At 34.0% G+C, this 13,890-nt stretch carries 11 protein-coding genes and 4 pseudogenes; 8 read left to right on the forward strand and 7 right to left on the reverse strand.

Features of this window, described 5'->3' with window-relative positions; genetic code table 11:
- Positions 1–109: 109 nt before the first annotated feature.
- Entirely contained in the window at positions 110–1,387 is a 1,278-nt protein-coding gene (locus tag OPR24_RS03275; protein ID WP_265033989.1) for an adenylosuccinate synthase, read from the reverse strand.
- 180 nt (positions 1,388–1,567) lie between these two features.
- Here OPR24_RS03275 and OPR24_RS03280 point away from each other — a divergent pair, with 180 nt between their 5' ends.
- The gene (locus tag OPR24_RS03280; protein ID WP_265032552.1) at positions 1,568–3,208 is read left to right on the forward strand and encodes a hypothetical protein; all 1,641 of its coding nucleotides are present in this window, start codon (positions 1,568–1,570) and stop codon (positions 3,206–3,208) included.
- Here OPR24_RS03280 and OPR24_RS03285 read toward each other — a convergent pair.
- Entirely contained in the window at positions 3,126–3,539 is a 414-nt protein-coding gene (locus tag OPR24_RS03285; RefSeq protein WP_265032554.1) for a GNAT family N-acetyltransferase, read from the reverse strand. The genes OPR24_RS03280 and OPR24_RS03285 overlap by 83 nt on opposite strands.
- 8 nt (positions 3,540–3,547) lie before the next feature.
- The gene (gene ccmC / locus OPR24_RS03290; RefSeq protein WP_265032556.1) at positions 3,548–4,258 is read right to left on the reverse strand and encodes a heme ABC transporter permease CcmC; all 711 of its coding nucleotides are present in this window, start codon (positions 4,256–4,258) and stop codon (positions 3,548–3,550) included.
- 135 nt (positions 4,259–4,393) lie between these two features.
- Between ccmC and OPR24_RS03295 the strand changes: the two genes are divergently transcribed.
- From OPR24_RS03295 to OPR24_RS03305, 3 genes are all read left to right on the forward strand, one after another.
- Complete coding sequence (locus tag OPR24_RS03295; protein ID WP_265032559.1) at positions 4,394–5,212, forward strand: pyruvate, water dikinase regulatory protein; 819 nt, start codon at positions 4,394–4,396, stop codon at positions 5,210–5,212.
- 69 nt (positions 5,213–5,281) lie between these two features.
- Positions 5,282–5,410, forward strand: coding sequence for a type B 50S ribosomal protein L36 (ykgO, locus tag OPR24_RS03300; RefSeq protein WP_265032561.1), 129 nt, complete (start codon positions 5,282–5,284; stop codon positions 5,408–5,410).
- 49 nt (positions 5,411–5,459) lie between these two features.
- A complete protein-coding gene (locus tag OPR24_RS03305) occupies positions 5,460–5,774 on the forward strand; it encodes an FtsB family cell division protein (protein ID WP_253309259.1) in 315 nt (104 codons plus the stop codon).
- Positions 5,775–6,011: 237 nt separating this feature from the next.
- Here the strand turns inward: OPR24_RS03305 and OPR24_RS03310 are convergent, their stop codons facing one another.
- Both OPR24_RS03310 and OPR24_RS03315 read right to left on the reverse strand, forming a co-directional pair.
- A complete protein-coding gene (locus OPR24_RS03310) occupies positions 6,012–6,941 on the reverse strand; it encodes an AEC family transporter (RefSeq protein ID WP_265032562.1) in 930 nt (309 codons plus the stop codon).
- A 254-nt stretch (positions 6,942–7,195) separates the two neighbouring features.
- A pseudogene (locus tag OPR24_RS03315) lies at positions 7,196–7,754 on the reverse strand (GNAT family N-acetyltransferase).
- 168 nt (positions 7,755–7,922) lie between these two features.
- Here OPR24_RS03315 and OPR24_RS06515 point away from each other — a divergent pair.
- A pseudogene (locus OPR24_RS06515) lies at positions 7,923–8,933 on the forward strand (MFS transporter).
- Between the two features lie 28 nt (positions 8,934–8,961).
- On the opposite strand, the gene prfA reads toward OPR24_RS06515, so the two are convergent.
- On the reverse strand, positions 8,962–10,041 hold the full coding sequence (gene prfA / locus OPR24_RS03330) for a peptide chain release factor 1 (RefSeq protein ID WP_265032565.1): 1,080 nt from the start codon (positions 10,039–10,041) through the stop codon (positions 8,962–8,964).
- A 106-nt stretch (positions 10,042–10,147) separates the two neighbouring features.
- Here prfA and yihA point away from each other — a divergent pair, with 106 nt between their 5' ends.
- Both yihA and argB read left to right on the forward strand, forming a co-directional pair.
- The gene (yihA, locus tag OPR24_RS03335; RefSeq protein ID WP_265032567.1) at positions 10,148–10,741 is read left to right on the forward strand and encodes a ribosome biogenesis GTP-binding protein YihA/YsxC; all 594 of its coding nucleotides are present in this window, start codon (positions 10,148–10,150) and stop codon (positions 10,739–10,741) included.
- A gap of 4 nt (positions 10,742–10,745) precedes the next feature.
- The gene (argB, locus tag OPR24_RS03340) at positions 10,746–11,657 is read left to right on the forward strand and encodes an acetylglutamate kinase (protein WP_320157132.1); all 912 of its coding nucleotides are present in this window, start codon (positions 10,746–10,748) and stop codon (positions 11,655–11,657) included.
- Between the two features lie 485 nt (positions 11,658–12,142).
- On the opposite strand, the pseudogene OPR24_RS03345 reads toward argB, so the two are convergent.
- Positions 12,143–13,154, reverse strand: a pseudogene (locus OPR24_RS03345) (IS630 family transposase).
- A gap of 83 nt (positions 13,155–13,237) precedes the next feature.
- Between OPR24_RS03345 and terL the strand changes: the two are divergent.
- Positions 13,238–13,828 (forward strand): annotated as a pseudogene (terL, locus tag OPR24_RS03350) (phage terminase large subunit); the annotation flags it as partial.
- Between the last annotated feature and the right edge of the window lie 62 nt (positions 13,829–13,890).

Genomic DNA, 13,890 nt, shown 5'->3' on the forward strand with positions numbered 1-13,890 from the left:
TGCACTACTCACTATAAGTTTACAATAATATCTTATATAATAGACTTGGTATTTGGAATTATGCAAGTATTTTTTTTTGGATAAGAGTTAATAAGATACAAAGACGTTTTCAGAAATCTTTAAGCTTAATAACATCCTCTCTCTTTGGACTAGTTGAAATTAGATGAATTGTTACACCTATTAATTTTTCTAACCCTTCTATATATTTTATTAAATTGATAGGCAATGCTTCAATCGACCTTTTACCTTGAGTGTTTTCTTTCCAGCCAGGAAACTCTTCATATATTGGCTCTAATTCCTCTTGTATTGAATGCGATGCGGGTAAATAATCATACATTTTCCCGCTATACTTGTAACCAGTGCATATTTTAATTGTATCAAAAGAATCAAGCACATCTAATTTGGTTAATACAATGCTTGAAACTCCAGAAAGTTGCACAGCCTGGCGCACTAAAACTGCGTCAAACCATCCGCAGCGCCTTCTTCTATTGCTCACTGTTCCAAGCTCCTTGCCTATAGTAAATAAGCTATCTCCAATCTCGTTCTTTTGCTTAGTAGGGAATGGACCATTGCCCACTCTTGTTGTATAAGCTTTTACCACACCAATAATGTAAGCATTGGAGGCTAATCCTGAGCCTGTTATTGCTTGCGACGCTACAGTATTACTTGAAGTAACAAAAGGGTAAGTTCCGTGGTCGATATCTAAAAATGTGCCTTGGGCGCCTTCAAATATTATTTTCTTACCTTCTTTCACAAAGTCATTTAATATCCTCCACACAGGTTTTTTATATGAAAGAATTTTTTTTGAAATCCCTTGAATTTCTTTTAATATTTCTTCTTTTTTAACCACCTGGTAGTTAAGGCCTTTTCTGATAGCATTGTGGTAATTCAGAAGAGTATCCACTCTTTTATTGAGCTCATCTGCGTTTTCTAAATCACAAAGGCGTATAGCTCTCCTTCCAACTTTATCTTCATAACATGGTCCTATCCCTTTGTTTGTTGTACCAATTTTGTGATTTCCGTTTAAATCTTCAAATAGCTTTTCCTTGTCCTTATGTACGCTAAGTATTAATGGACAGCTCTCGGATACCATCAAGTTGTTATAGTTTACGTCCACTCCTTTAACTTTCAATGACTCTATTTCTGAGATTAGAGCATGTGAATCAAGAGCAACACCGTTTCCTATGATGGATATTTTGCCCGTTCTCAAAACAGCAGAGGGCAGTAAATTTAATTTATAAACCTCATCATCTATTACTATAGTGTGCCCTGCATTATTTCCTCCCTGAAATCTCACAACTACATCTGCATTCTCAGAAAGATAATCTACTATTTTACCCTTGCCTTCGTCACCCCATTGCAGACCAACAATTACAATGTTATTCATCATTATTTTCTAAATCAATACATAAATATTAATGCAGTACGCTACAAATGGAAAGAGAAATCTGCGCCTTTCCTGCACCTCTTAAATAAAGAAATATACTGTCGATTTTCTTAATATATTACCAAATTATTCATCATTATATGATACAACTTACAGCATATTTACAGTAAGGTGTTATTTATGAAAGAGGCAAAAGGAAAAAATAATAAGAGTCCAGTAGTTAGATTAAAGGCCACAGCTAAAGAGTTCAATTTTAGTAAATTAAGAGCAGATCAAGATAACGAATTAGCAAATTCTGGTGAAACAATGTTCTTAGATTTTCAAAGGATGAATTTTATTATTAACGGAAAAGAAATAGATAAAAATCTTATTATTGCATTTAAGGAAGGAGCTAAGCACCGCAAAAGCGAACTTTTTAATAGTGATGATATATATAATGACGAAATATTTAACAAAAAAGGAACAAGAGAAATAGATACGGATCATGGCAAAGCATTTGTTGCTTCAGTACTTGAAGATATTGAGAAAGAGCTTGTAAGTGATACATTGGATGAGCTATACTGCAAAGATCCCAAAACTGCCAATCATCAAAAAACCGATTCATATAAGAAAGAATTTGAAGAATTTTACAATGCTGGCCACGGGTATATCCATCTATTACCTACAGAGAGAGATGAAAACAAGGATTACCGTTCCTTTGCAAAAGAAGTTTTCAAAAAAATGTTTAGATACACTGGGGCAGAAGTTCCAAGTGATGCTATTTTAGAAGAGCTAGTCACCAATTGTAATCAAGCAGGGTATGAGGCTGCTCCATTTATACAAACCCAACTTGCACTTGGACAATCGTTCATAGTAGAAAATCCTAAAAAAGTAATAAACATTGATTGTGCTAACCAAAATAATGTGAGAATTAGATCTGATATGAGGCTACCAATACTCTCTGTTAAAAATCAAGTTATGCATGGTGATAAGATATGTGATCTGTCTAACTCATTAGAATTTACACTTGAGTCTCAAGATGGTAAAGACTTTGTAACATACAGAGATGGTAAATTGTCACTTACTATTCCTAAAGAGTTAAAAAATTATAAAGATAATGGCAAGAGCTTATTTGACATTATTAAAGAATATTTTCAGAAATTCTGTGCAAAATTAGGATTTAAACCTGAGACAAAAATACAAATAGAGCATAGCTTAGGTACTCAAAGTAACTATTTAGATGGTACAATATCTACTACAGGATCGGATGCAAATGAAGAGTTTATCAATCTTTTAAGCGAAAATCTCAGAGAGAGGTTCTTGGGGTTAGGACTTGCTCTAGAAGATGTTAATGATCTTGTTGAAGTCAGAGTATCTACAGTTATGGATCTATTGAGTGATTATGCTAAATTGGAAGATAATAAAGAAAACAGAGAGTTATTAATAAGTGAAGTAGCAGATAATTTAGGGCTTTCCTTTCAAGGTAAAATAGCATCAGAAGTATTGAAAGAGTTTGATGATGAAATGTTAATGCATACAGAAAGTATAGATAATAACATAGGTCAACATATAATGGAATTAGGCTCTTTACCTTCTTTGATAAGAGGCCATATTAATCATAATCAAGTGCAGTCCGTTGTAAATACTTTTATTAAGTTAATTATTGAAGGGAAAAGCGAAGTATACAAAGAAAAAAATGCAATTAATGCAATTTATCAGAAGGTAGATAAGGCAATTGTTGAACAAGAAAAAAAAGCAACTAATAAACAAGATAATGATAAATGGACAGATAGAATAAAAAAACAGAAATTATCTGTGGAATCACATGAACATTTACTTTAAAAATACTAGTAGGCTCTTTAAATATTTTAGAGTTCATGGTTGTAATGGTTGCTATTTTACAGTGCATCTCACGACCATAATCATGCACTTTTTCCATAAGTTGCCTCCCGAAACCTTTTCCCCTATAATCAGAATGCACCCAAAGCAGATCAGTATAAATTGATCCATACATCACAGAACCACTACAGCCCGCAATAATTTGTTCAGTATCATCGCGAATAAAAAAAGCAAATGGGTCACACGTACCTTTATCAGCGGTTTCTTCATTAATCTTTTTGGAGAGAAATTCAATATCTCTATTGTTTGGAGACGTGGTGTATTCTATTTTCATCTCTTGGCCTAATACCGCACACTAATTTCTCTCTTTATCTTATATAAATTAATTAAGTAAAGCAAATACATTATCCACACTACTAAAAAAAATGTGGCACAAAACATAAACATTACAACAAGTGGCAACAGCAAAGAACTTTCTATTGCTACTCCACCTCTTCTCAAAATGCTTGCTGGCTGATGGAGAGTAGACCATAAATTCACAGAAAATTTTACTACGGGAATATTTATAGCACTAAAAATGGCAAATACTGCTGCTGATTTTTCTGCCCTCGCTTCATTATCAAAAGCGCTCCACAATGAAAGGTAGCCAACATATAGGAAAAATAAAATTAGCATTGAAGTAAGCCTTGCATCCCATACCCACCAAGTGCCCCAGGTTCCTTTTCCCCAGATGCTACCTGTGATTAAGCATATTGCAGAAAAGACTGTCCCTGCAGGAGCAGCAGCATGTGCCAAGACACTAGCAATGCTATTGTTCCACACCAATGAAATGAAACTAAGTGATGCAATGAGTCCATATATTCCAAGAGCAAGCCATGCGGAAGGCACATGAATGTACATAATTCGTACAATTTCTCCTTGTTTATAATCCTCTGGGGAGAAGAGTAACGCCAAAAACATTCCAATTAAAAAACATGCGAAACAAATAACCCCAAGCCAAGGTAGTGCTTTTTTAGAAAAAGAAGTGAAATTTGTAGGCTTTAATAAAAACATTCGTTTTGAGAATAATTGCGTTAAGAATTTACCAATTAGTTTGAGTTTTATCAACAGGATAGTTTTTCTGCATTGACATAGATTAACAAATTAGCACAATTTCAGTAGCAGATTGCTTGCTATTATTTTTAGTATATGACCCTTAAAAAGCTTAATCTACATTTAGTATCAGATTCAAGTGGTGAAACTGTTATATCAGTTGCAAAATCAGCCCTGAAACACTTTCGTTCTATAGAAACGATCGAATATGTTTGGTCTTTTGTAAAAGGAGAAGAGCAGATTGACAAAATTCTGGAGGAAATTAATAGGAAAAGTGATGAGCATAATTTTGTTATATGCACTATTACTGATGATGAGCTAAGAAAATATCTAAAAGATAACTGTATAAAGTTGAAAATTCCCTATAGAGCAATATTATCACATATTATTAGAGAAATTTCGTCCTATCTTGAAATTGAAAAAGACGAAAAGCTTGACTTGCATACTGAGATAAATAACGAATATTTTCAGCGCATTGAGGCAATAAACTACACTATTAATCATGATGATGGGCAAAATATTCAAGATATTGATAAAGCAGATATAATTTTGGTTGGAGTTTCACGTACATCAAAATCTCCCACCAGTACGTATTTAGCTTACCGAGGCTATAAAGTTGCAAATATTCCTTTTGTTAGTGGAGTACCCTTTTATGTCGACTTGGTAAAATTAAAAAATAAACTAACGATAGGGGTAACAATAGACGTAAGTAGGCTAATAGAAATACGCAAAAATAGACTTACTTCAATTAACAACGAAGATAATAATATATATGCTAACCCTGAAAAAGTAGAAAAGGAAATTAAAGAAGCAGAGGAACTATTTAAGCAGAATAACTGGCCAATTATTGATGTCACGCAAAAGTCAATCGAAGAAGTATCAGCAACAATTATACAGTATTTTAATAAAATGTGAAAAATTTATCAATTGACTAACTCTCTGTAAGTGATCATAATGTAAGGTAATTTAATTCTTACTATAGATATGAAAGTCAAAGGGTCGCTAAAATCTCATCGTAACAGAGATAAAAATTGTAAAGTTGTGAAAAGGGCTGGTAAGATTTACATTATAAACAAGGTAAAGCCAAGGTGTAAAGCGCGTCAAGGTTCTTAGCTTTTTGTTCACCTTTTCATGTTATACATTTCTTGTATGTGAAAGTACGGTGTTTATACCTAAAAAGAAGCAAAAGTTACTGTGTTTAAGCGCAGCCTTATTCATTTCTTCTCTTACATTATATTTTAGCATTAGCACAATTACAGGTAAACGTGGCTTATTGACGTTAATCGACTTAAAAAAAGAGATTGAGTACAATAAGCTTTTGCTAAAGGATGTCTCTTCTGAAAAGGAAAAGTTGGACAATAAAGTATTTGGCTTATATGAAAAAAGCTTAGATTTAGACCTGCTTGATGAGCAAGCAAAAAATGCTTTAGGTTATGTGAACCCTAATGAACTTATGGTTGTTCTTGACGTGGAATAGCAGTAGACTTCTTGCGTTACCTCCTGTCATTCAAGCCCCTTTCTTGTCATCCCAGTGCCCTATGATGTCATTCCAGTGTCAAGCACTGGAATGACATCATTATAGAGTGAACCAGTGTCAGCTACTTTCATGACACCATCATAAAGTGAAACTAGATTCCAGCGTCACGCGCTGGAATGACAAAGAAGAGTGGGCTATTGGTTTTTCATATGGTTATGCAAGCGCTTAAATTTTTGATCAAAAAGGAACAAGTTTAGAGAAAAATAATGATATTATTAGTGGAACATAAAATAGTCCTACTGCAGTACTAATTAGAAGCAGCAGAGTAGCTTTATCTGGTTGATAATTCAAAATATTAGCAAGTATTATACTGGACCCAGAAACTGGAATAATAGCCAGCAACATCAGTGCTTTATATATACTCTCGTCGTATACACCTATAACATGTTTGTCTAGAAGGACAATTCCTAAAACAAACAGTGGCCAGAATACGTACTTTGCTGTAATAGTGATCAAAGCAAGCTTCCAATCTACTTTAAAGCTTGTAATATTTGCAATGCTCACTCCAAGTAGCATCATCCCTAATGTGACAAATGTACTTCTAATATTCATCATAACATCTGTTAAAAAAGTAGGTATTTGTATATCATATATACTTAAAAAGAAGCCCAGAACCATCGCATAAAGCGAAGGAAGTTTGAACAACTTTAATATGCATTCTTTTGCGGTATAAATACCATTTGCAGCTATGTAAAATCCTAAGCTATTTTCAAACAACGCCATTCCTATATAACAAACAACATATACAGAGACTGAATCTTCATCAAACAAAGCCATGGCAATCGGCAGGCCAAAATAACCCATACTTGTGCTGCCCGAGCTAAACGCTAATATGTTTCTCGTGTTATCCTTAAATAAAAAAGAAGAAAGATAATACACTGATAAGGACATAGTGCTACCTATAAACCATATCAAAATCGGCAGAGAAATTACTTTTAAATTAACTTCTGTATGAGAGACTCCATATAAAATCACTATTGGATTAGCTATATAAAAGAGTATTTGAGATATAGTGTTTCTGTCAATTTTAAGACATTTTCCTGCTAAATAACCAATAAATATTGTAATATAAATAGGTAATATTTTTAGGAAAAGAGTAAGGAACATACTAGCCTATTGTGATACTTTTGACTGATAAAGTGATATTAGATCTTAAGGTATTATAAAAGTAAACAAAATTTATTTTCCAATTTATCCAGCTCATAGTTAATTAAAAAAGATTCACTTAGTGCCAAAATTCGTTTTTACATAGGACTTAAAGATGACATTTTTATGATAAAATTATGTTAAGTTTCTATAAAGCTTCTTGCATATTTTTATAAACCACTTGTAGTAATTTAGGTGGACTGTTGAAAAAACACTCATCTTGCATGGTTCTCAGGAATTCTTGCCTTGATCATTAAGATTGTACCATTACTTTCCCTAATTTTTTTTAAATCCAACTTTTTCGTAAACACGGATTGCACGAACATTTGCTGTATCTGGGTCAACAAAAGCATTTTCAGAAACTTTAAAGACAAATTCATTTAAAAATATATTCAAAGCTTGTGGACCAATGCCTTTGCCCACATAATCCAGCTCTCCGATATACCAGTCTATAGCAGCACAGCTTTCTGGAAGCTCAGAAGTATCGTAGCCCTGCTCAGGTGGAAAATCATGTTTGTTATAGTATTGAATATAACCAATATCAACTCCGTCACAATTAATAATGAATGCATGCATTGGTTTTTCAATAATTTGTGTCTTAAGTTTCAAACGTTTGAATCCTTTGATATAATTGCTATATTTTTTCTCAATTAACTCTGGTGTCCAATTTATATCCGCATCCCACCACTTCTTTACGTGAGGTGTTTCTAACCATTTTAATAACAGTAAAAAATGTTCTTCTTTCAACGCTTTAAATATGATATTCTTATTCATTAATTAAAAATCTCAAATGTTACTACCATTTCTGTTAATCCTGTCTCTAATTGCCAAGTTCATTGAAATTGACATTTCCGTACCTAGTTTTCCTGATATGGTGCACTATTTAACGTATCAGAAGGCACAATTCAATTAACTATTGCTTATAATTTCCTAGGCTTTTGCATAGGAGGGTTATTTTTCGGTCCATTGTCTGAATGCTATGGCAGAAGGAGAATTATGATCATAGGTAACACTTTGCTATTAATCGGTGCTGTTGGTTGTGTTTTTGCACCGTCGGTTTTTTGGCTTTTAATTTCTCGCTTTGTTCAGGGCATTGGTGTTAGCACGTCTGTAGTTGTATTTGCCATAATTGCAGATAGCTATCAAGGCGACAAAGCGGTGAAATTTATTGGAATCATGAATTCTATTCTAACAGTTGTCATGGCAATTGCACCTATTTTAGGAAGCTTTATTAACGAAGCTGTAGGGTGGCGTGGTAATTATGCAACTGTTGCAATACTTTGTTGATCTCTTGGGTTTTGCTGCTTTTTCTGTTACCAGAAACAAAAAAGGACCGCGATATTTTTTAGTTTGAAAAAAATGACGAAAGATTACAGAAAACTACTATCTAGTCCGAGGTTTGTTACGTTGTCTTTAATGTCAAGCCTCTTTTCTGCCGCTTATATGTCATTCATCACTTGTGGACCTTTTTTGTATATGGAGACTTTTGGTTTATCTAGCACTATTTATGCACTACATCAAGGTGCAATAGTTGGGTGCTTCTCACTCATTAGTCTATTTGCTGGCAAAATCTTACAGAAACTTGGAGCAATATGGTGTGTAATTTCTGGTACGAGCGTGGGTGCTATTGGGTCTCTATTGCTTGTAATATTCAGTATAATTGTACCCCACTCTTTCTACTTAGTAACACTGTCTATGATTATTTTTTCTATCGATTGTGCAATTTGCCAGCCAGTGATTTTTAATGCATCAATAAATGTTTTCCCTGAAATTAAAGGCACAGCTTCTTCTCCAGTCTCGTTCATTAGAGCTTTTATCATGGCTATTTTTATCGGCTTAACAAGCTACGTTTACAATGGTCAAGCAATTAGTGTAGCTGTTCTTGTTCTATCTGCGATAGTACTAGAACTTGTTTTTACTGCCTGTTTATTGTTTTTAAAAGATCCGGTATAATTAATGATCTTTTTACAGATGTGAGCGATTAACTTTCCCCGGCCAATCTTTCTGCTTCATTACGTGAAATTAATGCCTCAATAAATTCATCTAGTTCACCTTCTTTTATAATCTGCTCTAGCCGATGTGAAGTTAGATTAATTCTGTGGTCTGTTATTCTTGATTGTGGAAAATTATATGTTCTTATGCGCTCGGAACGATCACCAGAGCCAATCTGACTTTTTCTCATTGTTGACCTTTCCATTTCTTTTTTTTGTCTTTCAATTTCGTATAGCCTTGCCCTCAATACTTTAAGCGCTTTAGCTTTATTTTTGTGCTGCGATTTTTCATCTTGCTGTATTACAATTATCCCTGTTGGCAAGTGGGTGACCCTTACTGCGCTGTCAGTTGTATTCACTGATTGCCCTCCAGGACCACTGGATCTATAAACATCTATTCGTAAGTCTTTTTCTTCTATTTTAAAGTCAACTTCTTCTACTTCAGGTAATATCGCAACAGTAGCGGCAGAGGTATGTAACCTTCCTGAGGATTCAGTTTCTGGCACTCTCTGTACTCTGTGTGCTCCTGATTCAAATTTCAACCTTGCAAAAACTTCTGTTCCATTAATGAGTGCAGAAGCTTCCTTATAGCCACCTATACCTGTATTAGAAATGCTTATTGGCTCGAACTTCCAATTTCTTCTTTCTGCATATTTTTGATACATACGAAATAACATTGCTGCAAATAATGCTGCTTCTTCTCCTCCTGTACCTGCTCTGATTTCCAATATTGCATTTCTTGAGTCATCTTCATCTTTAGGCAATAATGCTAACTTTAGTTTTGCTTTTACTTTTGGTAATAATACCTTGTGCTTTTCGAAAAATTCTTCTTTTGCTAACTCTTTTATATCACCTTCGCTGTTTTCATCTTTCATTATTTCCTCTAAGTCTGAAATTTCCTCTTTCAGCGTGTTATATTCATCAATTATCTTGATTATTGGCCTAAGCTCAGAGTATTCCTTTGAAAGGGTAATGAATTCTTTTTGACTTAAATTGGCAGGGTTTTCCAAGTTCCTTTCTATATCACTAAATTTTTTCTTTAAGTCTTGTAAATTATTCTCTATATTCATATAGCACAGGTCTAGTATTTTAACTAAGTAATATATACTGAAATAAAAAATTTCTTATATCAAGCAATAACACTATAATATATCTACTACCTTCTACTTGAATATAATGGCAAGACAGATAACATCAAGCTGCAATTTCATATTTGGAGCTTCGGACATGAAATCATTACCAGATGAGTCGGCTCCAGAGATTGCGTTTGCTGGTAGATCAAATGTAGGAAAATCCAGTCTGATCAACTTACTGATAAACAGCAAAAAAGCTGCCAGAGTTTCCTCTAAACCTGGATGCACTAGACAAATAAATTTTTATTCTATGTACAATGATAAGTTCAGACTTGCTGACCTACCAGGGTATGGTTATTCTCATGCAGGTAAGGAGGAAATTATACAATATTTAAACTTAATTGAGTATTATCTAATTCAAAGAAAAAATCTAAGAAGAGTGTTTGTGTTGATAGATAGCAAGGTAGGATTAAAAGAAATAGACAAAGACTTCATTTATTGGTTAATATATAATAATATTAACTTTAACGTTGTGCTAACAAAAATAGATAAAGTGAGTCAAAAAAGCCTAGATGCCATTCTAGAAGATACTCAAAAATGGATTAATAATGAGAATGTGTCAATTCATCAAATAAGCATCCGTGTTAAGCATAAAATAATCAAGGTAAGAGATGAGTTTTTCAAGTTTACAAGATAAAAAAATGAAAAGTAGTGAATTTTTAAAGGGTGAAGTATCATTTGAACAAAAAGCAGAAATATTACTTGAAGTGCTGTCTAGCATACCTAGCTTTGTGGGTGAAACTTTTGTCATTAAATGTGGCAGCGTAACGATCTCAGATGAAACACTATTCTATACTTTTGTGCATAATGTTGTCTTATTAAAGCAGCTTGGTATAAATCCGGTGATAGTTCATGACGGAGAATATGAAATTAACTCAGTGTTAAAAATGCTGGGTATGGACAGTAAGTTTGTGAATGGTATCAGACTTACAGACAAAGACACTATGAAAATCATTGAAATGGCACTGTGTGGTTCAGTTAATAAAAAAATTGTTCAGCATATAAATTCTGCTGGTGGTTCAGCTATTGGATTATGTGGAAAAGACGGCAACTTAATAAAAGCTGAAAAGATAAGCGCTACGCTTAAGGAAGACAGATCAAATAACATCGAAAAAATACTAGACATGGGATTCATCGGTAGGCCCACTGAAATCAATCCTGATATATTATTTTTTATTGAAGAATCAGATTTTATACCAGTTATTGCACCTATCGGTCATGGAAAAAATGGGGAAACATATCATATTGATGCCGATAGCACTGCAAGCACAATTGCAATTGCAGTTTCTGCATCTAAAATGATAACCTTTAGCGATACAGGTGAAGAAATAGATAAAATTGGTGGCAGGAAGATATCTGTTAAAAATTTAAATGCATCGATTGATTGTGGCAAAATTCAAGGAGAAAAATTTATTGGAAGGCTTATGGCATATACTAAAATGGTAGAGGAATGTGCTGGAGTTGTTCACATAGTTGATGGTAGAATACCTAACATTATGCTTGATTTATTTACTGAGAATAATTCAAGCATATCAATTGTGAGTGATTTATAACTAGGCTGCTCACAACTACACGAATAGACTTCTTGCATAACCATATGACGAACTTTTCTTGGGAATAGAAACGAAAAAACTTACTTTACAAACTCCGCCAGCCCCCTTATCATAACACTGAAGCTATTTATTTATCTTCGCAATCTCTGCAGTAGATTAATGACAAAAAAACTTAATGTATTTGGCGTAAATCATGCTTAATTTTTTGCACTATGTGCACCTCATGTCTTTATAAAACTTTAGGTTTCTGCCTATAAAAGCCGAAACGCGCTTATAAAGCGTTTAAGACAGTAAAAGACATCAAATAGACAAGGGAGAATTTGAATACTAGCTACCCTGGGGTTTCTTTGCCTTTTTTTTTCACTTAGTAAATTTCTTAACGTTTATAATTTAGGTTAGTTGCGTTTAAAAGCAGCTGAGTCGTGGTTATTAGACGTTTGGAATAAAAAAACGCCATACTTGAAAGTATAATGTAATACCAATTCTCATTGTTGGTCAGTCAAATAGGAGAAATTGCAGAGTTGTTTAATTGTGGAGCTGGCAAGAGAAGTAATAAATTTGCACAAAGCACCCTAAAGCAGAGCAATTGTATCGTATATTTTATTGCGCAAAATGTTCTGTTTTATGTATAACCAAAGCCTCTCAACAGGATTGAGTTCAGGTGAATATGGAGGTAGGTATATAATCTCAATATTTTTAGCTACCTTTAAATTTTTTGACTTATGCCAACTAGCACAGTCCATAACAAGAACAGCTTCTCTTGTCCCTAGATATTGCGACATTTGCTCAAGAAATACATTCATGCAATCAGTGTTAACATTTAGTGCAAATAAGCTAAAACTCTCTCCATTTTTAGGATTAACTGCACTGTAGAGATAAAAATTATGCCTACCTAATTTTATTTTAACCCGAGTCCTAGTGCCTTTTTTAAACCATCCATGCCCAACTTTCGAATGTGTGCCAAACCTTGATTCATCAAAGAAAAATAGCTCTTTTTCTGGATACTTGCTAATAGCTCCATTGAGATTTTTTTTTGAATTCCTCTTGTTTACTTTTATCTTGTACGTTGTGTACTGGTCTTGGTGTAATATATGAAAATTTCATCTTTTGCATATGGCGGTGTACTGTAGATTTGCTGATATTTAATCCGAACTTTTCCTGGATTCTTATTCTCATTTCTTTAATGGTAATATTAGGATTTTCTTCTATACATGCTTCAATTTGCTGTAGTTGAGCCTGATTTAATTTAGTTTTTCTACGGCGTGATGGAGGAGCAAACAGTTTTTCTTCTCTGCCAAATTTCAAGAGTTTTATCCACGAAGTTAGTGCGCTTCTTGAAATTCAATATATTTTTGCTACAGCCGTTATACTATGCTTTTTTGCCGCAATTACAGCATTTAGTTTTTTTGAAACATATGCATTGTTCCTTACTTTCTTCAGCATTTCTTTTGCTGATTCTACTACTTTTTCATCCAATAATTTTGATCTTAATGCCATTTATACCTCGCTACTTCACTTACTTTAGTATGGCTTTTTTCCCATTATTGTCTATCCGTTCTTTGTATAGTGGGAATTGGTATCAATATCAACAAAACCCTCTGCCACTTTCAAGTGGTATAATTAAACGAGAGTGGCTGAAGCGCTATAGAAATTTTCCTGATAGTCTCTCATATGTCACTCAGAGCTGGGACACTGCAGTTTCAACAAGCAGCATGAGCAACTTTAGCGTCTGCACTACCTGGGCAAAAATAGACAACAAATTCTATTTACTTGATGTATATCGCGCAAAGCTTGAGTATCCAAAGCTTAAAGAGCAAGTTTTGTCCTTAGCAGCAAGATGGACACCACACGCAATTTTAATCGAAGCAAAAACAAGTGGTCAGCAATTGGTGCAAGAGCTAAAGACAAACAGTGATTTACCAATTATCGAAATAGTACCACATGATGACAAACTCACTCGATTTTATCAAATTGTTCCGATTATAGAGTCTGGCAAGGTTTTTCTGCCGCACCAAGCAGTATGGCTCAATGACTTTGAGTATGAGATTTTAATGTTCCCAGAAACTCGCCACGACGACCAAGTGGATAGTACCGTGCAATATCTGCAGTGGATGAGAAAAACTAACACCAGCGTTTTCAGGGTCAGGGATTTTACCTCCGACCCTGTTTGAGTGAACCAGTGTCAAGCTACTTGGCTTGTGTTCTAGGCAAAACCTGCTATAACATTTAACAT

The sequence above is a fragment of the Wolbachia endosymbiont (group A) of Sicus ferrugineus genome, assembly GCF_947251515.1.
Lineage (GTDB): Bacteria > Pseudomonadota > Alphaproteobacteria > Rickettsiales > Anaplasmataceae > Wolbachia.

Excerpts from the sequence above, each read along its gene's own strand:
- OPR24_RS03275 (WP_265033989.1), bottom strand. The coding sequence starts at position 1,387 with ATGAATAACATTGTAATTGTTGGTCTGCAATGGGGTGACGAAGGCAAG.
- OPR24_RS03280 (WP_265032552.1), top strand. The coding sequence starts at position 1,568 with ATGAAAGAGGCAAAAGGAAAAAATAATAAGAGTCCAGTAGTTAGATTA.
- OPR24_RS03285 (WP_265032554.1), bottom strand. The coding sequence starts at position 3,539 with ATGAAAATAGAATACACCACGTCTCCAAACAATAGAGATATTGAATTT.
- ccmC (WP_265032556.1), bottom strand. The coding sequence starts at position 4,258 with ATGTTTTTATTAAAGCCTACAAATTTCACTTCTTTTTCTAAAAAAGCA.
- OPR24_RS03295 (WP_265032559.1), top strand. The coding sequence starts at position 4,394 with ATGACCCTTAAAAAGCTTAATCTACATTTAGTATCAGATTCAAGTGGT.
- ykgO (WP_265032561.1), top strand. The coding sequence starts at position 5,282 with ATGAAAGTCAAAGGGTCGCTAAAATCTCATCGTAACAGAGATAAAAAT.
- OPR24_RS03310 (WP_265032562.1), bottom strand. The coding sequence starts at position 6,941 with ATGTTCCTTACTCTTTTCCTAAAAATATTACCTATTTATATTACAATA.
- prfA (WP_265032565.1), bottom strand. The coding sequence starts at position 10,041 with ATGAATATAGAGAATAATTTACAAGACTTAAAGAAAAAATTTAGTGAT.
- yihA (WP_265032567.1), top strand. The coding sequence starts at position 10,148 with ATGGCAAGACAGATAACATCAAGCTGCAATTTCATATTTGGAGCTTCG.
- argB (WP_320157132.1), top strand. The coding sequence starts at position 10,746 with ATGAAAAGTAGTGAATTTTTAAAGGGTGAAGTATCATTTGAACAAAAA.